This is a genomic window from Hydrogenophaga sp., assembly GCF_041913525.1.
GTDB lineage: Bacteria > Pseudomonadota > Gammaproteobacteria > Burkholderiales > Burkholderiaceae_C > Hydrogenophaga.
The window spans coordinates 322,379-347,773 of record NZ_JAYSFD010000002.1 but is presented as its reverse complement, the minus strand read 5'-3'; the positions used below and the strand labels follow the sequence as shown (position 1 = coordinate 347,773).

The following is a 25,395-nucleotide window of genomic DNA, read 5'->3' as shown; positions in this document are numbered from 1 at the left end:
GCTGGTGTGATGGGTCTTTTGAAGACACCTATCCCACGATGGGATGGCGTCACTTTTGCTGTTTCCGGCTCACCCGGAATTTATCGACCACGCAACGATAGCACACCGATTTTCATGGCGCAAGGGGTTTTTGTACAGCTTTTATGTGCGCGTTTATGTCTCGGTTTATGTGTCTCAGCTCCTCATCAATCGGGACAGGATCACCCCACATGCCGCAGGTATCGCACTGCCAGTTGATGCGCCCTTGATCGTCGCGTTTGATGCGGCCACCCATATGCATGAGGGAGCACCATTGCTGTTTTAGCCACTTCCTCATAGCTCCATACTCCTAGCCAGTTTCTTCATCACCTCCCCACCGGCTTTTGCAGTGAGGCTGCCCAAATGGGCGTCCATCCAGATGTGCGCTGCTGATCGCGGGTAGTGGGCTCGCTTGGTTCCTTGGCAGACCTTGCAGAGACGGTTGGAGAGTGCAGGTGTTCCCGGCGTCCGTTCGTACCCCAACCCACCGCAGGGCCTGCAAGTGCCATGCAGAAACCACGCCAGCATCTCGGCGGCGATCTTCCATGCGTCACCCTTCAACCTACGATCTTTGCCCATTTTGGCGTTGAGTTGGCTCCCCAGCACTTCCACCAGTCGGAGTTTGTCCGAGGTCTTGCCTTGGTACACCACACCCCAAAGCAGCATCGCCGCCTCGTTCTCCTGAGCCGCCCACCCGGAGGCCGTCAGCACGTCCGCTGGGCTCATTGAGGTCAACGGGTCAAGCGAGAGGTCGGAGGTCTGGCGGGCGGTCGAATACCGCTCCTGGATGGATGGGCGCTCATCTGTCATGCGTTACCTCGCGCACGGATGGCGTCGGCGTTTGCCTCAAGGATTTCGCGCAGCATTTTGTTCTTCACGCACAGCGTGGCGTTCTCCTTTAGAAGCTCTGCGCACGCCTCGCGCTCGGCAGTGGCCACCAACTCTGCAAAACGCTGAAGCCGCTTCTCATCCTCCGTCCCAGCGAGCATCTGGATGGCGAACAAAGGCCAACCAGCCTCGACCGCCAGTTTTTCAATTTCGTCCTTGGTCATTTCTTCCCCTTCTTTTTGACCCATGCTTTCACGCGCTCATGGCCTGCTTCCCAGTCGTCGCCCCAGACCTTTTGGAGGATGGCGACGTACTCCGGCGTCATCTCTCCAGCCTTGCGGGCGTTGAAAAGGTCGATCCCATTGGCGAACTGTCGAGCCGTGCACTCATCGCAGTTGGCTTGGTACGAGCCAGTCAGTTCGCCCTTGTTGGCTAAGTCGCAGGCGGGGCAGGTCATGCGGCCTCCTTCTCGCGAGAAGGAACGGGAAGCCAAGTCAGAGTTTCGTCGGTGGCACCATCGGCTTGGGGTCTGATGGGACGAAGAACAGAATCAGGACACAAGCGGACATGCTTGCCATTCTTGCCGAAGGCGTTAGTCACCAACAGATGGCGATCAACCACCCATACATCATCGGGGCAGAACAAGCCCTCGTTTTCAAGATCAGTCTTGGTTGCCAATCGAATGCAGGTGACAACCTTGCCCGCGTTGCCATTCTCAGACCGGACAACAATTGCCAAATCTCCGGGTTTGCAGTTCATGCGGCCTCCGTTTCGAGCAGCTTGTCGAGGTGAACCGTGTTCACGTTGTTCAGAATCTGGCTGCGCAACCCTGCAATGGTTTTCTCGTACTGACTGCGGCTGATGCTCGACCGCTGGAGGTCGTGGTACTCGATCACGTCGCGCAGGGCTTGGATGGCAACCCCAGTCAGGCCCATGCGCTGGGTCTTTTGAAACCTTCTGGCGGCGTCAATCAAACCCTCTTGAGCAAGCACACAGGCTTCCAAAGCCTCTGGCCCAACCCCGTTCAAGGCCAGCGACTCGCAGAGGTTCACCACATGAGCCATGTCGTTCCACTGCTGGAGCCCTCCCCTGCCGTGGGTCAAGTCGTCCAGCGAGGCAAGCTCACGGGCCAGCAGTTTGTCCAGTTCAGATCGCGGGGTGATGGCCGCGCCTTGGATTGCGTGAGCGATGGGGTTCACCATCCTCCAGACTCGGCGCACGGTGCGTTTGCGGCTCATCGCATCAACCCATAAAAAGGATTGGATGCGTAGCTCTTGCGGGCCGCGCCTCGTCGAATCGTGCGAACGTAGGATTCGCTGATGCCGTTTTCTTCAGCCACCAATGCAGCAGGGCGGAAATCCAACCTGATGGACTCTGCCGCCTCTTGGCTCAACTTCCCCACCGTGCGACGCTTGGTCTCCGCGATCTTGGCGCAGCTCTGCGGGGTGTGCATCGTCCCGGCTTTCACCGCCTCTTTGACGATGTGAGCCATCGTGACCTGACGCAGCAGCTTGAAGTTGATGCAGCGATGGTTCGGGCAGGTTGTGATGATCTTGCTGTTTTTCTCCAGCACACCGCCATTGAATTCAAACGCCAGCCGGCGAACGCTGACCGACTTGCCATTGACCCGGACCGGGTAAGCGCCCTTGTTGTTCTCTGCGCCTGGCCAATGCGTCTTCTCTCCGCATTCCTCGCAGATATGGCACTTCTGTTCGATGTAGTTCTTCAGGTACTTGCTGGACAACTCGATGGGAGGGCCGCACTCAATCTTCTTTCTTGCCACTTTCAATCTCCTTGAGCTTTGCGCGGTACTCGCGCTTGATTTCTTCGTAGTCGTGCCCGCTGTAGTGGCGCGGGTAGTGGTCGGCTTCCAACTCCTTCACGAAGTCCTCGCCGTACCGGGAGATCAGCCCAGCGCGAAAGCCGATCAGGTTCCCGTGAAGGAACAGATTGCACGGTGCACATTGGCGATGGATGTTTCGCGGATCGAGTGCAAGGTGAGGCGCAGAGCCACGGCTGCGGAAGTGGCCTGCATGCCAAGCACCCTCGTGCATCCGACCGCATGAGATGCAAGCCAGATTGGCATCACGCGCACGGACAAACGCATTCACTGCCCGCTGCGCTTCAGCCTTCTTCTGGCCGTTGGTCTTCACCGCTGCCTTGCGCTTGCGGATGTTTTCCTTTTCGGCCTTGCGGTGGTCTTTGGCTACGGCAAGAGCGCACTTCGGGCCGCAGACGACTTGCAGCGGGCGGGCTGGAGAGAACGGGGTTTCGCAGACCTTGCAGGCTTTCATGCGCCCTCCTGCGCCCTGAACTTCACGCCGCGCTCTGCGCCGAATGCTTCCATGAGGGTCTGCATGTCGGCCATCTCGCGCTTGGTCATGGTCGAGGTGGACAGGCCCAGCGCGACAAAGCCGGTTCCATCCAGGTTCGGAACTACATCGAGCTTGCGAAGGCTGGCAGAGAAGACATGCTTCCAATCGGCTGGTGCCAGCTTCCTGCCGTACCAATCGACTTGTTCGCTGATGTCGGTCAGCATGGCCCACAGCCTGCGGTTCTGTTCGCTGGAGCGGGTTTCAGGCTTGACCTCGACAACCATGCGATGGCCTGCGATCAGCATGGCCTTGAGCTGCGGCCAGATTGCGTTGGTCAGGGCTTTGTGGGCCTGCACAGGGTTGAAGCAGGTGATGACGGCTCGGTCGGTCATTTCGCCCCCCACTGCATCCAGATGCCGCGCACGTAAACCAGCGTGTACGCCACACACAAACCGACCATGCCCCACTGAGCATTCGGGATGGTCGCCATGAACCAAAACGGCTGACCCGCCAGTCCGATGATGGGAGCCCACTTGCGCAGACGTGGGTTGTTGCCCATTGCGAAGTAAATCGCGGTCAGGCCAAAGAGAGCGATTCCTAGTTGGATCACAGCTTCCTCCCGCCACGCAGGTGGAACTTGTGCTGGGCGGCAGCCAGGTTGAGATATCGCTCAATGCGCTTGAGAGCATCTGCACACATTTGGTCGAGGTTCATGCTTCCTCCACGGGTTCACCAAGGATTGCCAGCGCCTGGGCAATCAGAATCGGGTGGTGCTTGATGCCGGCTCTCACTTCGTCCAGCAGTCGATGCGCAGCTTGCTTGTCGGGGTCTTGAGTTCGCAGGGTCATGACGGCTCCTTAGGTGATGCGAAGCGCCTCTTTGGCGAAACGCAGGGTGATGGGCCGGATGCGGTCTCCGGCTTCTTGCCTGGCCAAGATGCGTCGAGCCCACTCGCGGCCATCGCGCTGGCTGGTGGCTACGGCCTGGCGCACGGGGGCGAGCTTCGCCAGCTCGGCTTTGACTCGCTCAGGGTCTGCCTTTGGCTCAGGAAGGCGAGGCGCCTCTGGCGCTGGTGCCTGGCGGCACAAGGCCTTGAACTCGATGACGTTCGGGCACTTGGTCGGCAGGTTTTCGAGCGCCCATGCGATGCGGTTCAGTGATCCTGCAAACCCGGACAACTCATGCGACCACGCGGTTTTCACATCGGCCAAAGGTGTGGAGCCAAGGCTGCGCTCCCAGGCCGCGCCATAGGTCGCAGCTAGGCGGGCAAACAGGCGATCAAGGGCTTGGACGGGCAGGCTCATCGCAGCACCTCCACAACGTCAAGGGTTTGGTTTGTGACAGCGAACACAGCCCCGCCTTGCTGGCGGTCGGGATGAACGCGCCCAGTCATTTCCTCCCAGCGACGCATCCCGGCTTCGCGGTCTTGCTCGGCAAAGCTCTTGGGCGCAGCATTGGCGCGCTGTCCGGCTGAGTGCATGCAAGCCGCCTTGATGTAGGCAACAGGGTCTGCCGGCCTCGTCACCACTGCTGCCCGGACAGCCTCGATCACCACCACATCGCCGTAGTCCTTGACAAGTTTGCCGATCAACGATCCGCACTGAGCCTTCGGAATCCCAGCTTGGGCAAGCAGGCTTTTGCCTGCCGACCAAAGCTCATCCTTCGTCATCACGTCGGCAGGTTTGGCCGGCGCGACAGCGCCCGAAGCTTCAGCTTCGGATTTGTCACCATCTCCGTTAGGAGATGTATTTATCTCTTCTCTTCTCTTCTCTTCTCTGGTCCGCTTTTTGTCCGCATCGGATGCGGACGTTTTTCGGACTTCTCTTTTCCTGTCTGCGTCCTGTGCGCGGCGCTTGGCTGACTGGCCGTTGTGAGTGTCAAACCGAGGCAAAACAAGGGCGTCATCGCCATCAGTTTCAAGCCAGCCGACCTGCACCATTGCCCGCGAAAAACCTGGCCATCGCAGGTGATCGTCAAGAACGTCCGGCGTGTATCCGTCCAGGTGTCCATCTGTTGAGTGGGCATCGAAGAGACACCAAACGGACATCAATCCGCCGACCGTCCGAAGCGTGTCCGCTTTCAGTGCGGACGAAATGCGGACAACCTTCGGATGCGTGAAGAGGTCCGATCGCATCTTGATCCAGTCGCCAGCCATTACGCAGCCTTCCTCAGTGCATTGAGCTGCTGCTCCAAGGCGCGGATTTGTGCGTCTTTGCTGAGGTCAACAACCTCGCAGTTCAAGCGCATGGCCTCGTACTGAATCGGAGCGCGATTGCCGCAAAGCTCCATCAGAGCTACGCGCTTGTTCGGCGGGAAGTTGCCACGGCCTTTGCGAATGCGGGAGAAGTGGCCTTTGTCGATGCCGAGGTTTTCGCGGATGGCCTCATCGCTCAAACCAGACAAGTTCATGCAGAGGTTCAGCGCCTCCAACTCAGACTTGCATGCCTGAATGAAAGCCGCCGGCACCTCTTCCGGGCTGCGCATGACAGACATGCACGGCACCTGAATTTGCGAATGGTTGCTCATGGTTGACCTCGGTTGACTTCGGTTTTGGGCGAAAAAAATGGACAGTCCGTCACATGACGAACCGCCCATCAGCTCGACGCGATCGACTCCGCCAACTCAGGCCAAATGCGCGCCCAATCATTCGGGCGAAGCATCTGGCGGGTAATCCTTTTGGAGCTTTCCCGCTCGATGAGTACGCAAAGCTCAGGGCTGGCTTCACGCCGACCAGTGAGCACTTGGTAGAGGTAGGCGTCTTGGACTCCGCATCGCTGCGCGAGAACCTGGCGCTCAGTGGGTTTGATGTTCATGCGCCGCATAATAGCGAAACGCTAGATGAACGTCAAGTGTTTCGACAGACGGCAAGGGTAGCGGATTGCTATAACGGCCAAATGGACATTTACGTACAAGCACTGAGACAGCTTGTGGACGCAATGGGTGGCTACGAGGCTGTGGCAGAGCAGGCCGGCCTTAACCCGCAAAGCGTCTATCAGGTGTATTCCGGGGTGAAGCTGCCTTCAGGAAACCCCAAAGGGGTGGGACCAACGATGCGCCGCGCTCTCGATGAAGCGTTCCCAGGATGGGCAAAAGTGGCATCCGACACGGAAGCGGTAATTTCTCACCAACGTGTAATTAACAAAGGTGACACAGAGCGAATAAGTGAATACGAAACAGGTGGAAAAATGGGTGCAGGTGGGTTGGTTCTGCGCGACCAACCCGGAGAAATACGTGGATGGGAGGTCACCAAAGAGTGGCTTCGTAAGAACGTGCCAAACTGCACCTCGCACAAGAATCTCGCCATCGTCACCGGCTTCGGTGACTCCATGCGCCCGCTCTACAACCCAGGCGATCCACTGCTGATCGACACTGGCGTCGTGACAGTGGAGTACGACGCGATTTACTTCTTCCGTGTTGGTGACGAGGGGTTCATCAAGCGCCTACAACGCATCCCCGGCAACGGCCTGGTGGCGATCAGCGAGAACCCTAGTTACAGAGACTGGACCATCACGTCAGATATGGACTTCCAGGTCTTTGGCCGAGTGGTCAAGATTTGGCGGGGCGACGATTTCTAAGGGAGAAACCATGAAGATTGCTTTGATTCTTGCTGCCGCCTTCTTGGCCGGCTGCGCTGGCTCTGGACAGCTCATAAGAGAGGGAAAGGCTCACCCGTTCACTTTCAACTCCGCCGCCAAGACCATCACAGCGACGGTTGATGGGGAGGAATACGCGGGGCGTTACATCCTCAACAACAGCTTCGGCCAAGCATCTGGGTTCACTGGTGCCAAGTTCACCACCATGAGCATCGTGGGTAGTGCCAACCAAGGCCGTGCCCTACTCACCAGCCCAACAGGCAAGGCTTTGCGGTGCGAGTTCGCAGTGGATGGCATGAATGCAATCGGCCAGTGCCAGGACGATCTTGGCAGGACATACGACCTCAAGACGCAGTAAAGCCCCGCGCCCCGCGCCCCAAGCAAGCCCGCCTAGTGCGGGTTTTTTTTCGTCTGTGCTTGCCCGCCTAGCTTGCCGTTCGTCGGTTTCTAGCGTTTTGCATAGCGTTACGCTTGATCTGTTTCTAGCGTTTCGCTACATTAACTCCATCGACTCACCAACCAGATGGAGCAGCAGATGAACACCTACGCACCACTCGAAACCCGGGCCATCCGAGAGGCCCGCGAGTACGGCGACATGTGGGCTGAGCAGGAAGTCCGCGAACGCCAGGAGGCCGAAAGCGACGAGAAGCTGAACGTGGCTCTTGCCGCCATCCGCAAGTGCGACCTGACCGCCGCGCAGGTTCGCCAACTGCTGATGACTCTGGCCTGCGAGATGAAGTCTCGCGGCTTCTGCGATGCGGACGTTGAGCTGGTTGATACCGCTAGCGAGGTGGTGGGATGAGCTTCGGAACTGACACCGGAGGCCCGGCCTTCCCAACCGAAGCCGCAAACCACTACAGCGGAATTGCCGCATCGCCAGGCATGACCCTGCGCGACTACTTCGCGGCGAAGGCGATGCAGGGAATGCTGACAAGGCCCGGAAGCATCGACCCGAAACAAGACGCTGAGTTTGCCTACAAGATGGCCGACGCCATGCTCAAGGCCATGGAAGGCGGTGCGCGATGAAACACCGCCTCATCAAGCGGCCCGACCGCCCGCTGCCGGGCGTGGAGGTCGAAGAACTGACCGAGCGCGACAGCGGCTTTGCGCTGCTGGAGGACTTCGGGATTCAGACCCCGCAAGAGCCCGAGACACCGCTGGAGCTTGAGCCCATCGACAAGCCCGGCTTCAGCGCCCGCGCCCAGGAGCGCCAGGACAGCACTGCTGACACCTGGATCACCACGAAGAAGGGAGGTTCGCAATGAACACGATCCCGACTGGCCTGCTGATCGTGCTTGGCCTCTCCCTGTGCTGGGGAATGCTGGTCGCCCTGTTCGCTTGGTCGCTGACGCCTGACGACGACATGCCCGAGCAGTACGGGCGGGTTGGCATCACCTACCGCGAGGCCATCCGAATGTTTGCCATCGGCTGGGGCATCCCGACTGCCGCGCTGATTGCTGTGTACGTGACTTTTGCTGACGCCATCGAGGCGTTTTTGGGAGGTTTGAAATGAGCACGCCCACCCCCCCCTGCACCAACGGCCCGCGCCACACCTGGGCCTGGACGAAGAACATCACCCGCACCACGGTCAGCGGGCGCAGCGCGCACATCAGCCTCAAGGGCCGCTACCGCTGTGCGTGCGGAGCCACCAAGCTAGGCGCACCCAACCATGACGGGCCGGACCTGCGCGGCATCGTCGGCAGCGACATCTTCATGGCGAGTGCGACCGTGGACCGCAGCAAGGAAGGTGGTGCAGCATGAACGTCATCAACACCGGCAAGGTACTGATTGGGAGCGCCTACGTGCCCCGCCAGCACCAGCCAATGTCTAGCTGCGCCCTGACGCTTCAGGCCGCACTTCTGGACCCTCGCACAGCGAAGCCGCGCCCGATGCTGGCCCGCATCGCCGGAATGTTCTGGAGGTGGTGCTGATGTGCCGCTACGCCATTTCCGGCTGCGGGTATCCGCAGGGCGAGTGCTCTGGCCTGTGCCTGCACCGCGTGGACACCTCGGCCCTCAAGCGCGACCAGATCGTCGCTGTGGCTGGTGAGGTTGAGCAGCGCGCCCCAGTCGATGTGCACACCGAGCAACTGAGCGGCATTCGCTTCGCCTTCTCTGTGTACCGGCTGTATCGGTCGGCCAACCAATCACGCATCGCATCTGTTCGCCAGGCTTGGCGGGCGCTGATGAACTGAACTTAACCGGAGGAACAAATGAGCAACGCACTTGCCATCATCAAGGACGACATTTACAGCACCCGGGAGCGCTTCGAGCGCATGGCCGGTGGCGCGCTGAACTTCGAGCGAGAGGCCGGGTTTGCTGTGCAGGTCATCAGCAGCAACGACTATGCGCTGAACATCGCCATGGGCAATCGGCAGTCGGTCATCAATGCCGTGACCAATGTGGCCGCTATCGGCATCAGCCTGAACCCTGCCAAGCGCCAAGCGTACTTGGTGCCGCGTGACGGTCGCATCTGCCTAGACATCTCGTATATGGGCCTGCTGGACCTTGCTATCCAATCGGGTTCGATCATGTGGGGGCAGTCTGAGCTTGTCTTTGAGCAAGACCGTTTTGAACTGCAAGGATTCGACCGCCCGCCCGTTCACAACCGCAACCCGTTCGCGAAAGACCGGGGGGGAATCGTCGGCGTATACGTCGTCGTCAAGACCCACTCTGGCGACTACCTTACCGCCTGCATGAGCTTGGATGAGGTCTACGACATTCGCAACCGTTCCAGCGCATGGAAGGCATGGGAGAGCAAGGGAAAGAAGTGCCCATGGGTGACGGACGAGGGCGAGATGATCAAAAAGACGGTCATCAAACGCGCCTACAAGCTGTGGCCCAAGACCGACCGCTTGGACAACGCGGTTCACTTCCTCAACACCGAAGGCGGTGAAGGTCTTGACCTGGAAGACAACAAGCCTTCCGCCGTCATCGTGACGCCCACCAAGGGCTCCATGGCCGAGCTTCCGATTGATCAGCAGAACTACTTGCGCGAGTTGGCCGAGGAAGTCAAAGAGCTTTTCGAGAGCGAAGAAGCCGGCCCCCCCATCGCATTCGACCGCATCGAGGCCGACAACCTGGACTCAGACCAAAAGCTGGCCCTGTGGTCTGTCCTGCCGTCCAACGTGCGATCTGGACTCAAGAAAGAAGGCGAGGCCCGTAAAGCCAAGCCGGTTGCCGCTTAACCACTTTTCGGGGCAACACCAGAAGCCGCACAGCTCCTCCCTGACCAAACGCCTTGCTTCTGGTGCCCCTCTTTCTATTCAAGACCATGACCACCAAGACCAAACCCACCATTGATCTGGCACCGCGCCAGACGTTCCGAGCAACGATTGACCGCGTGGACTTCTCAGGCACTGAGCCGATGCACCGGCCTGTTCTGGACACCAAGCGAGACATTCCGCAGACCACGTACCGCCCGGGTTCGCTGGAAGCCTTCAATCTTCCTTCGCGGGGGTTTGCATGAGCAAGCACACCGCAGGCCCTTGGAGCAACGAAGAAGGAGACATCACCGGGATTGAGAACGATCCCGAGAACGGATGTGTCGGCAAGGTTGATGTGGCACACGTTTACATGCGAGTCGTCGCCGGTCGAAGCGAAGCCAACGCCCGCCTGATCGCTTCCGCGCCTGATCTGCTGGAGGCGGCAATGGAGCTGAAAGACGTTTGTAACCGACCTTCTGCCGCTCGAACAAGAGCATACGCATGGAGAAAGCTCGACAAGGCCATCGCCAAAGCCACCGGAGAAAAAGCATGAACACGATCCTGACCGATGACGAGCTGAAGGCAGTACGCCAAGAGGAAATCGAACGCCCCAACTGGAAGTTCAACGAGCTTCGTTACGCCCGCGCCATCGAAGCCGCAGTGCTTTCCAAGCTGGCGCAGCAGGCGCCGGTCTATGCCTTCCGCCGCCGAGGGCTCAACGACTACTGCACTTGCACGAAAGAGCGGTACGACGAGCTTTCTGCGAAGCCGCGCTTGTTTGAGGTGTCGGTGTTCTACCGCCACCCCGCCCCGCAGCAGGCCGAGGCTTTGGCCGACAGTTGTGCCGCGAAGGCTGATCGCATTGACCGACTTGGCGAGATGGTGCAGCGGCTACAAGCGGAGAACGCTGCGCTGAAGCATGACCGCCAGCGAGTGGCGGAGGATTGGAAGGCGGTTCAAGCCGCCCTGCGCTTCTACGCCGATGCGTCGGACTACAAAGCCCCGTTCACTGGCGGCATGGGGAAACTTTGGTCTGACTGCGGCACGATTGCCCGTTCCGCACTGGATCGCATTGACGCCATGCTCGCCGCCGCGCCAGAAGCGCCAGCGCAATCAGATGCGGCAGAGGCTGTGAATGAAACCAACGCTATTTTGGCGAGCAGGTATTTTGAGCTTCTGAAAGTCGTCGAAAATTACGAGAAAAGCGGTGTTACCTGTCAGACGTTTCGACACTTCGTTGATGTGCCTTGCGCCGAGTGCAACTCCGCGCCAGAAGCGCCAGCGCAGTCCAGCGAAGTGGATGAGCGCGCAGAGTTTGAGGCGTGGTATCTGCGCGTCTTTGACAGCAGATTTTTCTGCGAATCGACGTGGAGGGGTTGGCAAGCCCGCGCCGCGCTGGCGCAGAAGGGAGACGCGCGATGATTACCGTCAAAGACCTGATGCAATGCAAAACGCAGTCCAGCCCTGACGGAAAGCATTGGGAGCCGGCGCTTCCTGATGGGTCAGCAACGCGGTGGCGGGCTCGTTTGCAAGATGCCCTAGCGGTCTGGAGGGGCGAAGCAATCGCAATCAGACAAACCACCAAAGCCGACATTTCCAAAGACTACATGGAGCGCATGCGAGTCGCGCTGGCGCAGAAGGGCGGTGCATCGTGAACGCCATCACCAACCTGTTCAAGAAGCAGCCCAAACCGGCTTTTGAGGCCACGCCGCTGGCCGAGCCGAGCACCCTTGAAAACCTGATCAGCCAGCTTGAGCCGTGGGGCGCGGTTCGACTGGGTCAATACGGATCGAGGGACAAGTTCTGGTGCTGCACCGTTGAGGTGAATGTGGCCCCGGCAGGGGCACGTTTTGAGGTCAGCAGCGGCCACAAGAATGAAACACCGACCGACGCAGCCAGATTGTGCTTGGAGCGCCTGCGCGACGCTGTTGCAGCTTTGGGAGGCAAGGCATGAGCGCGCAACCTGAAGCCCTGCGCATCGCCTATGAGTGCGAACAAAGCGCAAAAGAATGGCTGCAAGAGGTTGAGACACGCAAACAGGCCGCCGCCGAGCTGCGCCGCCTGCATGCGGAGAACGAGGCCAACGAGCGCAACCTGTGCCAGTTGACCGATGAGCTTGCAAAGACAGTTGCTCTACTGCGCCAAGCCCAGGAGGCGCTGGAAACAGACGACTGGCAGAAGAAGCTGCAGGCGGCCATCGACATCAAACATCATTTGGAGAACGGATCGTGAACGAACAAAACCAAGACGCGCTGCGGTGCGCTGATGAGCTGGCAACCGGAGAAAACTTCTATTACGAGTCGTCAATGTCTTACGACTACATACTTTCCGAGGCGTCCGCCAATGCCGCAGACCACATCCGCCGCCTAGTGGAAGAGAACGAAGCAAAGGATTCGCTGTTGAGGCAGGCGTGGGCGGTCATCAGGTGGCAATGCTTCGGAGAGTGCAGAACAGAGGGTGTTGATGGTCTGCCGACCCCAAGTGAAATTGATGCCGCCATCCGCCAACACCTGGGCCAGAAAGGGGAAACGGGATGAGCGATATCAACGCATCCGAATACCTCACGAAAGACGAGGTGAAGCAGCTCACCGGAACGTCTTGGAAGTCCAGCCAGCGTAAGCAACTGGACAAGCTGGGCTACCCATACGAGACTGCCGCTGATGGTTCTCCGCTGGTGTCACGCTGGTACGCCCGCAATCGTGCCTGCGGGGTGCAAGTGGCAATGCCAAGCGGCCCACGCCTTGAGTTCGTTCGATGAGACTCAGCAAGTACCCAGGACTTCGCGCCCGGTCCCGCAAGCTCAAATCCGGCAAGGTCTGGACGGGGTATTACTACTGCGCCCCGGGACAAAAGAAGGAGGTGCCGATTGGGACCGACTTCGACGAGGCTTTGAAGGAGTGGGACCGGCTGCACCACCGGAAGTCCCGTGTGGCTGGGACGCTGGCCGAAGCTTTCGACAAGTTCGAGAGGGAGGTTTTGCCGACCAAAAGTGAGGCCAACGCACGGAACTACCGCCAGCACATCAAGGCCATGCGCCAGGTGTTTGAGACGGCCACATGGGAAACCATCAAGCGCCCGATCCTTCGCGCCTATCTGGACAAGCGGACAGCAAAGCTCCAGGGCGAGAAAGAAGTGAAGCTGCTGGGCCTGCTGTGGGAGCATGCTCTTGAATGGGGCATGACGACGCTGCCGAACCCGATCAAGGGCTGGAAGATCGGCAAGGTGAGAGTGCGGGAAATGGAGGTGACTGACGAGGCGTTCAACGCCCTGCACCGTGCAGCCGATGACACGCTCAAAGACGTGCTCGACCTGATGAGCGCCACCGGCTTGCGCGTGACCGATGTGCTGAAGCTGTCCCTGACAAACCTGCGCGGGGACTTTCTGAGGGTGAAGGCAAACAAGACCGGCAAGGTGGCCGAGTTCGACATTCGTGGCTCCGTTCTGGCTGGGATCATCGAGCGCCGCAAGGCCAACAAGTTGGCATTGCACCTGAAGCTGATGGCGATGCCAAACGGCACGGAAATGACCGTGGCGAAGCTGCGCAGCAGATGGGAGAAAGCCCGGGAAGAAGCCGCGAAGGAGTGCCCGGAAGTTTCCGCCCTGATCTTGCGCGACATGCGAAAGCGTGCCGCCGACCTGGCCGAAACATCAGACGATGCCGCGCGGCTTTTGCAGCACTCCGACAAGCGTTTGACGATGGCTCACTACCGAACGCGGGGCGACCGTATCACACCCACGAGGTAGCCAAAATCATTTCCGCCGACCCTCTGGAGCCCGCATGGAATAAGGGTAGAGGGTCGATTTGATAGCGGAAGTTTTCGGCCTGGAGGCCGCGTCGTTGCTCACTTTCTGTATCAGATTCAAAATCTGCCGTTGGAAACAACGTGCCGGTTCGATTCCGGCCTCCGGCACCAAGGCTGGTGGCAACTTGTCACAACGGCGCCAAGCACACGAGGCCATGGCGCACCAGCTTTTAGCGGCGCGCGCCACACCTGCCGCCGAGCACGCCCGATCCGATTCCCAGGGAGTTCACCCCAAACCGCGAACAGTCACATACGTGATTGGCTTCGATCACGGTTGCACCATCAACATCGCGCGTGTGAAAACCGTCGCCGAACGCCTTCGCCATGCCCGCTTGCAGCGGGGCTGGACCCAGAATCACCTGGCGGCGGCCGCCGGTGTGAGCCAAGGCACGATCGGCAACATCGAATCGGGCGCGCGCCAATCGAGGGGCAGCCTGCCCCAGATCGCAGAGGCCCTGGGCATTTCGCACAAATGGCTCGCCGATGGCCTGGGCAGCATGACCCTGGTCAACAGCGTGGCACCGCCCTACGGGGACCCCGGCACAGTGGTGCTGAGGCGCTCTCGCCTGCTGCTCCCGCTGCAGGGCCCGGGTCTCGTCACCGAACCCGACGACAACGGCATCGCGCCATTGCTCTTGCACCCGGCATGGCTTCGCAGCGTTTCGGCCCGACCAGAGCACTTGGTGGCCATTCAAGTCAGTGGCTCGGACATGGAGCCCAGCCTGTTCGACGGCGACACCGTGGTGCTGAACACTGACGCCACGACCCCGACGGACGGTCGAGTCTTTGCACTTGATCAGGACGGCACTGTGATTTTGAGACGGCTCAACCGCGACGGAGGGCAATGGTGGCTGCACGCAGACCATCCTGACCAAGCCCGGTTCCCGCGCAAATCGTTTGGGCCGGCGTCGGTGTTGATTGGCCGGGTGCTGCTCAAGCTCAGCAGCCACATTTAGTCGTCGAATCGCCATCGATCACATACGTGTTTAAAATCTTTGCATCGTCAAATGCGAGGAGATGAAGACACATGGGGCACCGTTGCAGGCCAGGTGAATGCAGGCCATGAGGGCGCAAGGCATTCTCAAACTCGCGTCGGTCGGGGTGTTAACCCCTCACCAGCAAGAGCCGTTCGTCCTGAGACTGGTGGCACACGACACCTTGCGCGCCCGGCCATCTACCTGGCACATCCGATGGCCAGGGTTGAAGGCCGAAACCTTCTGGCGACGCCATGGGCAGCAGCTGAAGCCTGGGCGCGCGGTCCACGTCGAATTGGAAGACGTGCACGGGCTCCCTGGCGCGGACCGAAGCGAATCCGACCTCAGTGGCTTGGCGAGAGCCGTGGTCTTGCTGCCCCAGTGGGACGGCACGCCCGCGTGGACGTAAGCCGCCCACCCGGCATCAAGCGAGCAAGCCTTCGGCCACGGTGGGGTAGCGAAGGCGCAGGCGCAGCTCACTCTTCAATCGCTCGTTGCGCAGACGGCGCGATTCGCTCATGAAGCTCAACAACATCAAAGGCAACTGGGCCTGAGCGGTCTGGCGTGGCAGGCGCGGCGGGCGCGGCAAGCCGTACAGATCGGCGGCCAGATCGAAGTAATCGCCCATCTTCAGTTCGGTGTCGTCCACCACGTTCACCGTGCGCTGGGGGCGTGCGCGCCACAGCGCCAAGGCGCAGGCTCGGGCCAGGTCATCGGCGTGGATGTGGTTGGTGTAGACGTCGTCTTCGGCCTGGAGCACTGGCGTGCCGCGCATCAGCCGATCTCGAGGCGTTCCCCCTTTGCGGTCGTTGGCGTAGATGCCAGGAATGCGCAGCACGGTGCTGCGGGTGCCCACCACCCGACCGAAGCCGTGCACCAGGGTTTCGGCGTCCACCCGGCGTTCGGCGCGCGGGGTCTGGGGCTGGGCGGGCGTGGTTTCACTCACCCAGCGGCCGCCTTGGTCGCCATAGACACCGGTGGTAGAGCCATACACCAGCGCGGCGGGCGCCGAGCGCAGGGCCAGCGCACGCACCAGCGCCAGGGTGCGGGGGTCGCGGCGCCAGTCGGCCAGATCGGTAGAGGGCGGTGGCGCCAGGTGCAGCACCCGGGTGGCCAGACCGGCGAGGCGGCGCAAGGTGTCGGGCTGGTCGAGGTTGCCGAGCAGGGGCACGATGCCACGCTGGCGCAATTCGGTGGCGCGCGATGGGGTTGATGTCAAGGCCATCACGCGCAATCCCTTGGACAGCGACCGGGCGGCGCGCAAGCCAACGTCGCCACAACCGATGATGAGAACCCGCTCGCGGCGGAAACGTGCGGGCAAAGCGCCAATCTGGTTCATGCGAAATGCGGATTTGCGACAATGCGCGGTTGCGTGTTGCACGGGGCAGCCGCCCCATTCTTCGTAGAGTCCACGAGTATGACATTCACCATTACCGTGCAGCCCAGCGGGCGCACCTTCACCGCCGAACCCGATGAAGCCATGCTGGCCGCGGGCATCCGCCAGGGCATTGGCCTGCCTTATGGCTGCAAGGATGGCGCCTGTGGCTCGTGCAAGTGCAAGCTGCTCTCAGGCACCGTGGAGCACGGTGCACATCAGGCCAAGGCCTTGAGCGCTGAAGAAGAAGCGGCCGGCTATGTGCTGACCTGCTGCGGCGTGGCCAAGACCGACGTGGTGCTGGAATCGCGCCAGGTCACCGAGGCCGGCGCCTTCCCGATCAAGAAGATGCCCGTGCGCGTGGCCGGCCTGGAGCGCGCTTCCCACGACGTGATGGTGCTCAAGCTGCAGCTGCCCGCCAGCGACACCTTCCAGTACCACGCCGGCCAGTACGTCGAGTTCATCCTGCGCGACGGCGACCGCCGCAGCTACTCCATGGCGAATGCACCGCACACGCAGGCGCAAGCCCCGGGCATCGAGCTGCACCTGCGTCACATGCCCGGTGGCAAGTTCACCGACCATGTGTTCACCAACATGAAGGAAAAAGAGATCCTGCGCATCGAAGGGCCCTACGGCAGCTTCTTCTTGCGCGAGGACAGCGACAAGCCCATGGTGCTGCTGGCATCTGGCACGGGCTTCGCGCCCATCAAGGCGATCATTGAGCACATGCGCTTCAAGGGCATCCAGCGCCCGGCCACGCTGTACTGGGGTGGTCGCCGCCCGGCCGACCTGTACCAGAGCGCCTGGATCGAGGCCCAGCTGGCCGAGATGCCCAACCTGACCTACGTGCCGGTGGTGTCCGATGCCTTGCCCGAAGACGCCTGGACCGGCCGCACTGGCTTCGTGCACCGCGCCGTGCTGGAAGACCACCCCGACCTGAGCGGCTTTGAGGTGTACGCCTGCGGCGCGCCCATCGTGGTGGAGTCGGCCCAGCGCGACTACAAGGCCGCCGGCCTGCCGGAGGAAGCCTTCTTCGCCGACTCGTTCACCAGCGCCGCCGACAAGGCCTGAACCACCCCACAGGAGACACCATGCTGAACCGCCGCTTCGTCACCGCCGGCTTGCTCGCCGCCGCCGCCCTGCCCTCGGCCACCTGGGCCCAGGCACGCCCGATCCGCATCGTGGTGCCGTTCGCGGCGGGTGGCCCGATCGACGTGACGGCCCGCCTGCTGGCCGACGCAGTGAAGGACAGCCTGGGCACGGTGATCGTGGAAAACCGCCCCGGCGCTGGCGGCAACATCGGTGTGTCGCAGGTGGCCAAGGCCGCGCCCGATGGGCTGACGCTGGGCATCGCCACCACCGCCTCGCACGGCATCAACCCCTGGCTGTTCAAAGAGCTGCCCTATGACCCGGCCAAGGATTTCGCGCCCATCACCCAGATGCTGCGCGTGCCCAATGTGCTGGTGATGAACGCCGAGGCCGCCAAGCGGCTGAACATCCAGTCGGTGCGCGACCTGATCGCTTATGCCAAGGCCAACCCCGCCAAGCTCAACTACGGCTCGGGCGGCAATGGCAGCGCCGGGCACCTGGCAGGTGAGTTGTTCAAGAACCGCGCCGGCATCTTCGCTCTGCACATTCCCTACAACGGCGCCAACCCGGCGCAACTGGGGCTGCTGTCGGGGCAGGTGGACTTCAACTTCGACAACCTGGCCGCCGCCGCGCCCAACATTCGCTCGGGCAAGCTCAAGGCCCTGGCGGTGACCTCCACGCAGCGCACGCCGCTGATGGGCGATGTGCCCACCGTGGCCGACACGTTGCCGGGTTTCGAGATCGACACCTGGTGGGGCCTGGTGGCGCCGGCCGGCACCCCGGCCGAGGTGGTGAACAAGCTCAACGCCGCCTTCACGGCCGCGCTGAATTCGGCCGAGGTGAAGCAGAAGTTCGCCGGCCTCATGGCCGAACCCGCGCCCAGCACGCCCGCGCAGTTCGCGGCCTTCATGCAGCGCGAGCGCGCGCAGTACGAAAAGGTGGTGAAGATCAGCGGCGCCAAGGTGGACTGATCCGCGCTGATCAATCGCCCAAACAAAAGCCCCGCAGTGCGGGGCTTTTGCTTTGGACGCGGCAGGCCTTACGGCTTGCGAGCGGCGATGGCCTTCTCGGCCTTGCCCACCAGGTCAGCGCCGATCTGCTTCTTCCACTTCTCGTACACCGGGCGAGTGGCCTTGACGAACTCGGCGCGCTGCTCAGGCGTGAGTTCGGTGACGGTCACGCCCAGGTCGCTGATCTGCTTGATGAGCGGCTTGCCCGGCTCCACCAGCCCCTTGCGGGCCAGGGCCTTGCCCTGGGCGCCGGCTTCGATGGCGGCATCGCGCACGATCTTGCGGTCGGCCTCGGTCCAGCTGGCCCAGACGTCTTTGTTGACCACGAAGATCAGCGGGTCGGCCACGTAGCCCCAGAGGGTGAGGTGCTTCTGCTCCACCGAGTGCAGCTTGGCGGCGGTGAAGATGGACAGCGGGTTCTCCTGGCCGTCCACGGCCTTGCTGGCCAGGGCCGGCTGGGCGTCGGCCCAGCTCATTTGCGTGGGGTTGGCGCCCAGGGCGGTGAAGGTGTCCAGGAACAGCGGCGAGCCCACCACGCGAATCTTCAGGCCCTTCAGGTCGGCCGGGGTCTTGATGGCGTGTTTGGAGTTGGAGATCTCGCGATAGCCGTTCTCGCCCCAGGCCAGCGGCACCGCGCCGGCGCGCTCGATGTCCTTGAACAGTTGCTGGCCCACTTCGCCTTGCGTGAGGGCGTCGATGGCCGCGAAGTCGGGCATCAGGAAAGGCATGGAGAACAGGTTGAGCTGGCGAACCTGCGGCGACCAGTTGATGGTGGAGCCCACGGCCAGGTCGATCACGCCTTGGCGCAGACCGCTGAACTCGCGGGTCTGGTCGCCCTGCAGCAGCGACACGCCGGGGTACAGCTTGATGTTGATGCGGCCCTGGGTGCGCTCGCGCACCAGGTTGGCCCAGATCTCACCGCTCTTGCCCCAGGGAAAGGCGGTGCCCAGCACCAGCGACATGCGGTACTCGGGCTTGTAGGCCGGCGCTTGCGCCGAGGCCAGGCCCGGCACCATCGCCAGGGAGGTGGCGGCCAGGGCCGCGGCGAGCAGGGAACGCAGTTTCATCAAGGTCTCCTTTGAACAGATTGTTGGGAACGGGAAAGCGGCCTCAGTAGCCCAGGCGCGCGGGCAGCCACAGCGCGAGCTGCGGGAAAGCGATCACGGCCACGGTGACCAGCAGCATGGCCACCAGCATCCAGCCGATCCAGCGCACGGTGTCCTCGATGGGCACACGCGCAATTCGGCAGGACACCATCAAATTGACCGCCAGCGGTGGCGTGAACTGGCCCAGGGCCACCATGAGCGTGAGGATGACGCCGAACCACACCAGGTCCCACGAGAAGTGCTGGGCGATGGGCAGCAGCAGCGGCACGAAGATCAGGAAGATGGAAATGCCGTCCAGGAACATGCCGGCCACGATGAGCAGCAACACGATGAGCGCCATCACGCCCCACTCGCCCAGACCGGAATTGACGATGGCGTTGGTCACCGGGTCGATCACGCCCAGGGTGGAGAGCGAGAAGGCGAAGATGCCGGCCAGCGAGACCACGATCAGGATGATGGCCGAGGTCTCGCCCGCCTCACGGAAGATGTCGAACAGGTCGCGAACGCGAATGGTGCGGTGGACCACCATGCCGATGAACAGACCATAGAACACCGCCACCACAGCGGCCTCGGTGGGCGTGAACCAGCCCATGCGCATGCCACCCAAAATGAGCACCGGCGCGGCCAGGCCCCACGCGGCCTCGCGCAGGCTGGCCCAAAAGGGCGGGCGCTCCACGTCGCCTTCGCGGGCGCCCATGCGGTGGGTGCGCGCCAGCCACACCGCCGGCACGATGAGGGCCAGGCCCGCCAGGATGCCGGGGACCATGCCAGCGGCAAACAGGGCCGGCACCGAGGCGCCCGGCACCAGCACCGAGTACACGATGAAGGCCACCGAAGGCGGAATGAGGATATCGGTGGCGGCGGCCGCGCCCACCACGCTGGCGGAATAGGCGTCGGGGTAGCCGGCGCGCTTCATGGCCGCGATCATCACCGCGCCCACGGCCGCGGCGGTGGCCGGGCCCGAGCCCGAGATGCCGCCCAGGAACATGGCCACGGCAATGGCGATCAGCGGCAGCATGCCGGGACCCGGCCCCACGATGGCCAGGGCGAAGCGCACCAGGCGCGAGGCCACGCCCGAGCGGTCAAAGATGGAGCCGACCAGCACGAACATGGGAATGGCCAGCAGCGGGTACTTGCCCAGGCCGGCGTAGAAGTTCTGCGGCACCGCCAGCAGGCCGAACCATTGCGTGCCCTGGTCGGCGATGGCAATGGCCGCCGCACCCGCCAGGCCCAGCGCCGCCGCGATGGGCACGCCGGCCAGCATGGCCACGATGAAGATGGTGAACAGCAGCGCGGCGATCATGCCTGCACCCCCGCGCGGCGCAGGCGATGGAAGCGCCCAACGGCGCGCAGGCCGATGGCCAGCGAGAGCACCGGCAGCCAGATGGAATACCACCACTGGGGCAAGCCCAGACCGGGCGAGATCTCTTCGTAGATGTAGTGGTCCCACACCATGCGCACCGACAGCACCGCGATCACGAAGAACAGCAAGGCCATGGCCAGGGCACCCAGCAGGGCCAGGCGGTGGCGGCGCTGCGGGGTACCGCCGTCGGCCAGGAACTCAATGCGGATGTGGCGGTTGCGCGCCACGGCTGCCGAAGCACCCACCAGCGTCATCACGATGAGCAGGAAGACCGAGAACTCTTCCGTCCAGGCGAACGACTGGTCGGTGAAGTAACGCACCAGCACGTTGGCAAAGGTGATCAGGGCCAGCAGGGCCATGGAGACCACGGTGAGCCAGTCTTCCAGGCGCAGGGGCACGCGCGTGGGCTCGTCGGCCGCGGTCGTCTCGGGTAGGTCAGGGGAAGTGGGGTCGGACATGGGCAAGGCGGCGGACATCGCTGCAGGAACCGCGGCCGTGATCGCGGAGGCCAAGGCCGCTCGGTCACCCTACGGGGCACCGTTCGGCCGAAGCCGCCATGATAAACGCCGCCCTGCCCCAAGTCGGTGCGCCACTGGCGCAACGCGCCTTATTCGGCCAGCAGCAGCTTCACGTCATCGGCCAGCGCCTGCGCGCCCGAGCCGTAGCGGTGGTACAGCCGGATGCGGCCCTGGGTGTCGTACACATAGCTGCCCGCGGCGTGGTCCATGGTGTAGCTGGTGGGCGTGGGGCCATCGACCTTCTTGTAGTAGATCTTGAACTGGCGAGCCACCTCGGGCAGCTCGCCCGCCGGGGCGTACAAGGCCAGGAAGGTCGGGTCAAAGCTGGCCATGTAGGCCTTCATCACCTCGGGCGTGTCGCGCTCGGGGTCCACGCTGATGAACAGGCCCTGCAGCTTGTCGCCATCCGGCCCCAGCAGTTGCTTGGCCTGTGCCAGTTCGGTCATGGACGTGGGGCACACGTCCGGGCACTGGGTGTAGCCAAAGAAGATCACCACCGCCTTGCCCTTGAAGTCGGCCAGGGTGCGCTTCTGGCCATTGTGGTCCGTGAGGTTGAAGCCGGTGGCGTACTCGGCCCCGGTGATGTCCACGGCCTTGAAGGCGGGGGCCTGCTTGGAACACGCGCCCAGCAAGGTGGTGGCGATGGCGGCGGCCAGCAAGGTTCGGCGGTGCATGGTGAACATCACAGGTAGTGGTCGATCAGGAGCGCCGCGAACAGCAGCGACAGGTGAATGAGCGAGAAGCGGAAGGTCTTGCGGGCCAGCGCGTCGGAGTAATGGCGCCACAACGCGAAGGCGTAGCCACAGAAACCCAGGCCCAGCAGCAGGGCAGACACCAGGTAGAACCAGCCGCTCATGCGCATCATGAAGGGCATGAGCGTGGCCGCCAGCAGAACGATGGTGTACAGCAGGATCTGCAAGCGCGTGAACTCGGAGCCGTGCGTGACGGGCAGCATGGGCAGGCCGGACTTGCGGTAGTCCTCCACCCGGTACAAGGCCAAGGCCCAGAAGTGCGGCGGCGTCCAGAGGAAGATGATGAGGAATAGGATGAGCGCCTCGGGCGCCACCACCCCCGTCATGGCCGACCAGCCCAGCACCGGCGGCATGGCGCCGGAGGCGCCACCGATCACGATGTTCTGCGGCGTCAGCGGCTTGAGCACCACCGTGTAGATCACCGCGTAGCCCACGAAGGTGGCGAAGGTGAGCCACATGGTGAGCGGGTTGACCCACCAGTACAGAATGGCCGAGCCCGCCCCGCACAGGGCCGCCGAGAAGCTGAGCGTCTGCCAATTGGTGAGTTCGCCCTTGGCCGTGGGCCGCCAGGCGGTGCGCTTCATCTTGGCGTCGATCTGCTGTTCGACCACGCAGTTGAAGGCCGCGGCGGCACCGGCCACCAGCCAGATGCCAAAGCAGGCCACGGCGGCCAGCTGCACCTGGGCCCAGGTGGGCGCACCCGGCACGGCCAGCACCATGCCGATCAGGGCACAAAAGACGATGAGCTGCACCACACGCGGCTTGGTCAGCGCGTAGAACTGGCGCCAGGTGGAGGGCAGCGGCACGGCCACGGGAGAACTGGGTGCGGTGCTCATGGCGTGGACCCGGACAAAGACAAAGAAGAAGAAGGCGCCGCACTGCCCTGGGGCGAGCGGCGGGTGGAGGCGATGGCGCCGGTGAACACGATGACCAGGGCAGCGGCACCGCCCGTGTGGCTCACGGCGGCCAGCAGGGGCCAATCCAGCACCACGTTGCTCAGGCCGGTGACGAACTGCCACAACGCGACGGCGAGCAGCAGGCGCGCGGTGCGGGCCAGGGCCGGGTGGCGCCACAGGCGCCAGGCCAGCGCCAGCAGCACGGCGAGCACGGCATAGGCCATGAGGCGGTGCACGTAATGGATGGCGGTGAGGGCCGGAAAGCCGATGGCCTCGCCGCGGTGGTTCTCGCCCAGCTCACGCCACAGCGTGAAACCTTCGTGGAAGTTCATGCTGGGCCACCAACTGCCCTGGCAGGTGGGGAAATCGCTGCAGGCCAGCACCGCGTAGTTGGTGCTGACCCAACCACCCAGGGCGATCTGCAGCCACACCAGGGCAAAGCCCGCGACGAGCGCCAGGCGCAGGCCGGCAGACACCGGCTGGCGCCCCTGGCTGCCCAGCTCGCCCATCTGGTACGCCACGGCCTGTGCGCGCAGCAGGGCCAGCAGCACCAGACCGCCGAGCAGGTGCATCGTCACGATGGCTGGGAAGAGTTTCATGGTCACGGTGAGGGCGCCAAAGGCGCCTTGCAGGCAGACCCAGACCAAGGTCACCAGCGGCCAGGCCCAGTGCACGCTCAGGCGACGGCGCTCCACCCAACTCACCGCGGCCAGCACCAAGATCAGCACGCCCACGGCGGTGGCCAGGTAGCGGTGGATCATTTCCACCCAGGCCTTGGAGAAAGTCACCGGCCCGGTGGGCATGGCCTGCTGAGCGGCAGAGATATCGGCGTGCGCGCCGATGGGGCTGGCGGCACCGTAACAACCCGGCCAGTCGGGGCAACCCAGTCCCGAGTCGGTGAGCCGGGTGAAGGCGCCGAACAGCACCAGGTCAAAGGTGAGGAACAGCGTGACCAAGGTGAGCACGCGCAGGCGGTGCGCTGGTGGCGCATGGCGGTTGCGTAGCCACACCCAAGCCAGCGGGCCCAGGGCGATCACCACGCCCAGCAGCATCAGCCGGGCGATGGGGGCGAGGTCGTACAGGGGTTGGGCGTCCATCTCAGTGCTCCCGGCCTTCCCGGTCCCAAGACGAGGAGGCGCGCAGCAGGCGGTCCAGGTCGCGCTTGGCTTTTTGCGGGTCCAGCGGCGAGGGGAAACGCATCATCCAGTTGCCCAGGGGATCGACCAGGTACAGGTGGTCTTCCAGGCGGTGACCAGGCGCCGGCTGCAGCCAGGTGGCCAGGTCGTCGGCCTTGACGTGCAACACGGTGGCGGCAGAAGTGGCCTGCTTCAGCGGTTCGCTCAGCGCCACATCCCCGGTGCGCAGCCAGACCCAGTCGAGCCGCCCTTTTTCCTTGCCCAGGGTTTCGCGCAACTGGCGCTGCAGGTACAGGTGGTCTTCGCAGGCCTTGTTGCAGGCGCTGTCGGCCACGCTGATCAGCAGCCACTGGTCTTTCAGGCTGGCCAGCGGCACCTCGCGACCTTGCACGTCGGTGCCCGAAAAGGCCGGCAAGGTGCGCTGCGGATTCACGAGTTCGCCGTAGTTGCGCCGGCCCTCGGGGCGAATCACGTAGTAGGTGAAATAAGAGGCGATCACCGGGGCGGCACACACCGCGAGGATGAGCAACATCTTCCAGCGACCGGCGCGCGTGTCGACCGCCGCCGCCGCGCCAGCGCCTTCGGGCGTGGGCAGGTTGTGCACGGTCAGCGTCAGGGGTTCATCGGGCGTCTGGGCCATGGGAATTGCGCTTTCGGCGAGGAAGAAAAATCTGGAACCAGAGGTAGAGCGAGGCCACCAAGGCGCACAGGGCGAACCACTGGAAGGCATAGCCGTGGTGCTTGCTGACGTCCACGGCCGGTGCGGGCCAGCGGCGCATCAGGCCGTCGCTGTCGGGGCCGGTCTGCTGCACCGACACCGGCAGCAGGTTCAGGCCCGTCTCGCGCGCATAGGCGGCGAGGTCGATATTTTGCCGGATGGGGCCAGGCGGCGATTCGGCGAACTCGTACAGCCGAGCCGGCGGCGGGGCCAAACGCCCGTCGATTTCCACTTCGCCCGGCAGCGATTCGATGGGCGGTACCCGCTGGCGGTCATTGAAATCCCGCGGCACCCAACCTCGCTGCACCAGCACCGCCCGCTCGCTGCCGCTCAAGCGCAGCGGGGTGACCACGAAAAAGCCCACGCGGCCGTCCATCTGGCGGTTGTCCAGGTAAACGTCATGCCCTTGGACCCAACGACCGCGCAGGGTCACGCCGCGGTAGACGCCATCGCCTGGGTTGGTCGCCGCCAGCAAATCGGACTGACCCCAGGGCGCTTGCAGGGCGCGGGCGTCCATCTCAGCCTTGAGCGCCAACTTTTGTGCCGCTCGGTTGAGCTGCCACACGCCCAGCGAAGCGGTCACGGCCGTGGTGAGCACAGCCGCCAGGGTGACGATCCAGAATCGCAGGGACTGTCGAGACAGGTTCATGTGGTGGTTGACCGGCGTGCCGGGGCATGCTGCGGCGGGATAATGGC

Annotated in this window: 45 protein-coding genes; 22 read left to right on the top strand and 23 right to left on the bottom strand. The window is 62.9% G+C overall.

The features are described from left to right. Nucleotides 1–312: 312 nt before the first annotated feature. The 14 genes from ACE3RQ_RS04585 to ACE3RQ_RS04520 form a co-directional block, all read right to left on the bottom strand. Nucleotides 313–828 carry a hypothetical protein gene (locus tag ACE3RQ_RS04585; protein ID WP_374520364.1) on the bottom strand — a complete coding sequence of 172 codons (516 nt, stop codon included), beginning with the start codon at nt 826–828 and terminating at the stop codon, nt 313–315. Next, nucleotides 825–1,070 (bottom strand): hypothetical protein, encoded by a 246-nt coding sequence (locus ACE3RQ_RS04580; protein ID WP_374520362.1) that lies wholly within the window; start codon nt 1,068–1,070, stop codon nt 825–827. The genes ACE3RQ_RS04585 and ACE3RQ_RS04580 overlap by 4 nt, the downstream gene beginning before the upstream one ends. Beyond that, nucleotides 1,067–1,303: a hypothetical protein gene (locus tag ACE3RQ_RS04575; RefSeq protein WP_374520360.1), complete on the bottom strand. Its 237-nt coding sequence runs from the start codon at nt 1,301–1,303 to the stop codon at nt 1,067–1,069. The genes ACE3RQ_RS04580 and ACE3RQ_RS04575 overlap by 4 nt, the downstream gene beginning before the upstream one ends. Continuing rightward, entirely contained in the window at nt 1,300–1,605 is a 306-nt protein-coding gene (locus ACE3RQ_RS04570) for a hypothetical protein (RefSeq protein WP_374520358.1), read from the bottom strand. Before ACE3RQ_RS04570 ends, ACE3RQ_RS04575 begins: the two co-directional genes overlap by 4 nt. Then, nucleotides 1,602–2,084 carry a hypothetical protein gene (locus ACE3RQ_RS04565; RefSeq protein WP_374520356.1) on the bottom strand — a complete coding sequence of 161 codons (483 nt, stop codon included), beginning with the start codon at nt 2,082–2,084 and terminating at the stop codon, nt 1,602–1,604. Before ACE3RQ_RS04565 ends, ACE3RQ_RS04570 begins: the two co-directional genes overlap by 4 nt. After that, on the bottom strand, nt 2,081–2,629 hold the full coding sequence (locus ACE3RQ_RS04560) for a hypothetical protein (protein WP_374520354.1): 549 nt from the start codon (nt 2,627–2,629) through the stop codon (nt 2,081–2,083). Before ACE3RQ_RS04560 ends, ACE3RQ_RS04565 begins: the two co-directional genes overlap by 4 nt. Next, nucleotides 2,610–3,140, bottom strand: coding sequence for a recombination protein NinG (locus tag ACE3RQ_RS04555; RefSeq protein WP_374520353.1), 531 nt, complete (start codon nt 3,138–3,140; stop codon nt 2,610–2,612). Before ACE3RQ_RS04555 ends, ACE3RQ_RS04560 begins: the two co-directional genes overlap by 20 nt. Further along, complete coding sequence (locus ACE3RQ_RS04550; protein WP_374520351.1) at nt 3,137–3,553, bottom strand: recombination protein NinB; 417 nt, start codon at nt 3,551–3,553, stop codon at nt 3,137–3,139. Before ACE3RQ_RS04550 ends, ACE3RQ_RS04555 begins: the two co-directional genes overlap by 4 nt. Next, nucleotides 3,550–3,771 carry a hypothetical protein gene (locus ACE3RQ_RS04545; RefSeq protein WP_374520349.1) on the bottom strand — a complete coding sequence of 74 codons (222 nt, stop codon included), beginning with the start codon at nt 3,769–3,771 and terminating at the stop codon, nt 3,550–3,552. Before ACE3RQ_RS04545 ends, ACE3RQ_RS04550 begins: the two co-directional genes overlap by 4 nt. A gap of 100 nt (nt 3,772–3,871) precedes the next feature. Next, on the bottom strand, nt 3,872–4,009 hold the full coding sequence (locus ACE3RQ_RS04540; protein WP_374520347.1) for a hypothetical protein: 138 nt from the start codon (nt 4,007–4,009) through the stop codon (nt 3,872–3,874). A 9-nt stretch (nt 4,010–4,018) separates the two neighbouring features. Then, complete coding sequence (locus ACE3RQ_RS04535; RefSeq protein WP_374520345.1) at nt 4,019–4,465, bottom strand: hypothetical protein; 447 nt, start codon at nt 4,463–4,465, stop codon at nt 4,019–4,021. Further along, entirely contained in the window at nt 4,462–5,316 is an 855-nt protein-coding gene (locus tag ACE3RQ_RS04530) for a hypothetical protein (RefSeq protein WP_374520343.1), read from the bottom strand. The genes ACE3RQ_RS04535 and ACE3RQ_RS04530 overlap by 4 nt, the downstream gene beginning before the upstream one ends. Continuing rightward, nucleotides 5,316–5,687 (bottom strand): hypothetical protein, encoded by a 372-nt coding sequence (locus ACE3RQ_RS04525; protein ID WP_374520341.1) that lies wholly within the window; start codon nt 5,685–5,687, stop codon nt 5,316–5,318. The genes ACE3RQ_RS04530 and ACE3RQ_RS04525 overlap by 1 nt, the downstream gene beginning before the upstream one ends. Before the next feature lie 68 nt (nt 5,688–5,755). After that, nucleotides 5,756–5,974 (bottom strand): transcriptional regulator, encoded by a 219-nt coding sequence (locus ACE3RQ_RS04520; RefSeq protein WP_374520339.1) that lies wholly within the window; start codon nt 5,972–5,974, stop codon nt 5,756–5,758. A gap of 81 nt (nt 5,975–6,055) precedes the next feature. Between ACE3RQ_RS04520 and ACE3RQ_RS04515 the strand changes: the two genes are divergently transcribed. The 20 genes from ACE3RQ_RS04515 (at nt 6,056) to ACE3RQ_RS04420 (ending at nt 14,718) form a co-directional block, all read left to right on the top strand. Continuing rightward, on the top strand, nt 6,056–6,736 hold the full coding sequence (locus ACE3RQ_RS04515; RefSeq protein WP_374520337.1) for a helix-turn-helix transcriptional regulator: 681 nt from the start codon (nt 6,056–6,058) through the stop codon (nt 6,734–6,736). Nucleotides 6,737–6,746: 10 nt separating this feature from the next. Next, the gene (locus ACE3RQ_RS04510; protein WP_374520335.1) at nt 6,747–7,112 is read left to right on the top strand and encodes a hypothetical protein; all 366 of its coding nucleotides are present in this window, start codon (nt 6,747–6,749) and stop codon (nt 7,110–7,112) included. Between the two features lie 177 nt (nt 7,113–7,289). After that, complete coding sequence (locus ACE3RQ_RS04505) at nt 7,290–7,556, top strand: hypothetical protein (protein WP_374520333.1); 267 nt, start codon at nt 7,290–7,292, stop codon at nt 7,554–7,556. Nucleotides 7,557–7,636: 80 nt separating this feature from the next. Beyond that, complete coding sequence (locus ACE3RQ_RS04500) at nt 7,637–7,780, top strand: hypothetical protein (RefSeq protein WP_374520331.1); 144 nt, start codon at nt 7,637–7,639, stop codon at nt 7,778–7,780. Then, nucleotides 7,777–8,019, top strand: a complete 243-nt coding sequence (locus tag ACE3RQ_RS04495) for a hypothetical protein (RefSeq protein WP_374520330.1) — start codon at nt 7,777–7,779, stop codon at nt 8,017–8,019. Before ACE3RQ_RS04500 ends, ACE3RQ_RS04495 begins: the two co-directional genes overlap by 4 nt. Then, complete coding sequence (locus tag ACE3RQ_RS04490; protein ID WP_374520328.1) at nt 8,016–8,267, top strand: hypothetical protein; 252 nt, start codon at nt 8,016–8,018, stop codon at nt 8,265–8,267. The genes ACE3RQ_RS04495 and ACE3RQ_RS04490 overlap by 4 nt, the downstream gene beginning before the upstream one ends. Further along, the gene (locus ACE3RQ_RS04485; protein ID WP_374520327.1) at nt 8,264–8,515 is read left to right on the top strand and encodes a hypothetical protein; all 252 of its coding nucleotides are present in this window, start codon (nt 8,264–8,266) and stop codon (nt 8,513–8,515) included. The genes ACE3RQ_RS04490 and ACE3RQ_RS04485 overlap by 4 nt, the downstream gene beginning before the upstream one ends. Next, on the top strand, nt 8,512–8,685 hold the full coding sequence (locus ACE3RQ_RS04480) for a hypothetical protein (protein ID WP_374520326.1): 174 nt from the start codon (nt 8,512–8,514) through the stop codon (nt 8,683–8,685). Before ACE3RQ_RS04485 ends, ACE3RQ_RS04480 begins: the two co-directional genes overlap by 4 nt. Then, a complete protein-coding gene (locus ACE3RQ_RS04475) occupies nt 8,685–8,948 on the top strand; it encodes a hypothetical protein (RefSeq protein WP_374520324.1) in 264 nt (87 codons plus the stop codon). The genes ACE3RQ_RS04480 and ACE3RQ_RS04475 overlap by 1 nt, the downstream gene beginning before the upstream one ends. An 18-nt stretch (nt 8,949–8,966) precedes the next feature. Continuing rightward, nucleotides 8,967–9,941: a recombinase RecT gene (locus ACE3RQ_RS04470; RefSeq protein WP_374520322.1), complete on the top strand. Its 975-nt coding sequence runs from the start codon at nt 8,967–8,969 to the stop codon at nt 9,939–9,941. A gap of 86 nt (nt 9,942–10,027) precedes the next feature. After that, on the top strand, nt 10,028–10,222 hold the full coding sequence (locus tag ACE3RQ_RS04465; RefSeq protein WP_374520321.1) for a hypothetical protein: 195 nt from the start codon (nt 10,028–10,030) through the stop codon (nt 10,220–10,222). Beyond that, the gene (locus ACE3RQ_RS04460) at nt 10,219–10,512 is read left to right on the top strand and encodes a hypothetical protein (RefSeq protein WP_374520319.1); all 294 of its coding nucleotides are present in this window, start codon (nt 10,219–10,221) and stop codon (nt 10,510–10,512) included. The genes ACE3RQ_RS04465 and ACE3RQ_RS04460 overlap by 4 nt, the downstream gene beginning before the upstream one ends. After that, nucleotides 10,509–11,381, top strand: a complete 873-nt coding sequence (locus ACE3RQ_RS04455; protein ID WP_374520317.1) for a hypothetical protein — start codon at nt 10,509–10,511, stop codon at nt 11,379–11,381. The genes ACE3RQ_RS04460 and ACE3RQ_RS04455 overlap by 4 nt, the downstream gene beginning before the upstream one ends. Further along, a complete protein-coding gene (locus tag ACE3RQ_RS04450) occupies nt 11,378–11,614 on the top strand; it encodes a hypothetical protein (RefSeq protein ID WP_374520315.1) in 237 nt (78 codons plus the stop codon). Before ACE3RQ_RS04455 ends, ACE3RQ_RS04450 begins: the two co-directional genes overlap by 4 nt. After that, nucleotides 11,611–11,913 (top strand): hypothetical protein, encoded by a 303-nt coding sequence (locus tag ACE3RQ_RS04445; protein ID WP_374520313.1) that lies wholly within the window; start codon nt 11,611–11,613, stop codon nt 11,911–11,913. The genes ACE3RQ_RS04450 and ACE3RQ_RS04445 overlap by 4 nt, the downstream gene beginning before the upstream one ends. Next, complete coding sequence (locus tag ACE3RQ_RS04440; RefSeq protein WP_374520311.1) at nt 11,910–12,191, top strand: hypothetical protein; 282 nt, start codon at nt 11,910–11,912, stop codon at nt 12,189–12,191. The genes ACE3RQ_RS04445 and ACE3RQ_RS04440 overlap by 4 nt, the downstream gene beginning before the upstream one ends. Next, complete coding sequence (locus tag ACE3RQ_RS04435) at nt 12,188–12,496, top strand: hypothetical protein (protein ID WP_374520310.1); 309 nt, start codon at nt 12,188–12,190, stop codon at nt 12,494–12,496. The genes ACE3RQ_RS04440 and ACE3RQ_RS04435 overlap by 4 nt, the downstream gene beginning before the upstream one ends. Then, nucleotides 12,493–12,717 carry a DUF4224 domain-containing protein gene (locus ACE3RQ_RS04430; protein WP_374520308.1) on the top strand — a complete coding sequence of 75 codons (225 nt, stop codon included), beginning with the start codon at nt 12,493–12,495 and terminating at the stop codon, nt 12,715–12,717. The genes ACE3RQ_RS04435 and ACE3RQ_RS04430 overlap by 4 nt, the downstream gene beginning before the upstream one ends. After that, on the top strand, nt 12,714–13,703 hold the full coding sequence (locus ACE3RQ_RS04425) for an integrase (protein ID WP_374520306.1): 990 nt from the start codon (nt 12,714–12,716) through the stop codon (nt 13,701–13,703). Before ACE3RQ_RS04430 ends, ACE3RQ_RS04425 begins: the two co-directional genes overlap by 4 nt. Nucleotides 13,704–13,917: 214 nt before the next feature. Further along, entirely contained in the window at nt 13,918–14,718 is an 801-nt protein-coding gene (locus ACE3RQ_RS04420; RefSeq protein WP_374520304.1) for an XRE family transcriptional regulator, read from the top strand. Nucleotides 14,719–15,160: 442 nt separating this feature from the next. On the opposite strand, the gene ACE3RQ_RS04415 is transcribed toward ACE3RQ_RS04420, so the two are convergent. Continuing rightward, on the bottom strand, nt 15,161–16,075 hold the full coding sequence (locus tag ACE3RQ_RS04415; RefSeq protein ID WP_374520302.1) for an SDR family oxidoreductase: 915 nt from the start codon (nt 16,073–16,075) through the stop codon (nt 15,161–15,163). A gap of 78 nt (nt 16,076–16,153) precedes the next feature. Here ACE3RQ_RS04415 and ACE3RQ_RS04410 point away from each other — a divergent pair, with 78 nt between their 5' ends. Both ACE3RQ_RS04410 and ACE3RQ_RS04405 read left to right on the top strand, forming a co-directional pair. Next, entirely contained in the window at nt 16,154–17,182 is a 1,029-nt protein-coding gene (locus ACE3RQ_RS04410; RefSeq protein WP_374520300.1) for a CDP-6-deoxy-delta-3,4-glucoseen reductase, read from the top strand. Nucleotides 17,183–17,202: 20 nt separating this feature from the next. Beyond that, complete coding sequence (locus ACE3RQ_RS04405; RefSeq protein ID WP_374520298.1) at nt 17,203–18,171, top strand: Bug family tripartite tricarboxylate transporter substrate binding protein; 969 nt, start codon at nt 17,203–17,205, stop codon at nt 18,169–18,171. A 68-nt stretch (nt 18,172–18,239) separates the two neighbouring features. Here the strand turns inward: ACE3RQ_RS04405 and ACE3RQ_RS04400 are convergent, their stop codons facing one another. The 8 genes from ACE3RQ_RS04400 to ACE3RQ_RS04365 all read right to left on the bottom strand — a co-directional run bounded on the left by ACE3RQ_RS04400 (nt 18,240) and on the right by ACE3RQ_RS04365 (nt 25,348). Continuing rightward, nucleotides 18,240–19,277 carry a DctP family TRAP transporter solute-binding subunit gene (locus tag ACE3RQ_RS04400; protein ID WP_374520296.1) on the bottom strand — a complete coding sequence of 346 codons (1,038 nt, stop codon included), beginning with the start codon at nt 19,275–19,277 and terminating at the stop codon, nt 18,240–18,242. 43 nt (nt 19,278–19,320) lie between these two features. Beyond that, on the bottom strand, nt 19,321–20,619 hold the full coding sequence (locus ACE3RQ_RS04395) for a TRAP transporter large permease (protein WP_374520294.1): 1,299 nt from the start codon (nt 20,617–20,619) through the stop codon (nt 19,321–19,323). Further along, entirely contained in the window at nt 20,616–21,137 is a 522-nt protein-coding gene (locus tag ACE3RQ_RS04390) for a TRAP transporter small permease (RefSeq protein WP_374520292.1), read from the bottom strand. The genes ACE3RQ_RS04395 and ACE3RQ_RS04390 overlap by 4 nt, the downstream gene beginning before the upstream one ends. A 149-nt stretch (nt 21,138–21,286) precedes the next feature. Next, nucleotides 21,287–21,880 (bottom strand): SCO family protein, encoded by a 594-nt coding sequence (locus ACE3RQ_RS04385; protein ID WP_374520290.1) that lies wholly within the window; start codon nt 21,878–21,880, stop codon nt 21,287–21,289. After that, nucleotides 21,880–22,785, bottom strand: a complete 906-nt coding sequence (cyoE, locus tag ACE3RQ_RS04380; RefSeq protein ID WP_374520288.1) for a heme o synthase — start codon at nt 22,783–22,785, stop codon at nt 21,880–21,882. The genes ACE3RQ_RS04385 and cyoE overlap by 1 nt, the downstream gene beginning before the upstream one ends. Further along, nucleotides 22,782–23,942: a heme A synthase gene (locus ACE3RQ_RS04375; RefSeq protein WP_374520286.1), complete on the bottom strand. Its 1,161-nt coding sequence runs from the start codon at nt 23,940–23,942 to the stop codon at nt 22,782–22,784. Before ACE3RQ_RS04375 ends, cyoE begins: the two co-directional genes overlap by 4 nt. Nucleotide 23,943: 1 nt before the next feature. Then, nucleotides 23,944–24,621: an SCO family protein gene (locus tag ACE3RQ_RS04370; protein ID WP_374520284.1), complete on the bottom strand. Its 678-nt coding sequence runs from the start codon at nt 24,619–24,621 to the stop codon at nt 23,944–23,946. After that, complete coding sequence (locus ACE3RQ_RS04365; protein WP_374520282.1) at nt 24,602–25,348, bottom strand: SURF1 family protein; 747 nt, start codon at nt 25,346–25,348, stop codon at nt 24,602–24,604. The genes ACE3RQ_RS04370 and ACE3RQ_RS04365 overlap by 20 nt, the downstream gene beginning before the upstream one ends. Nucleotides 25,349–25,395 lie beyond the last annotated feature (47 nt).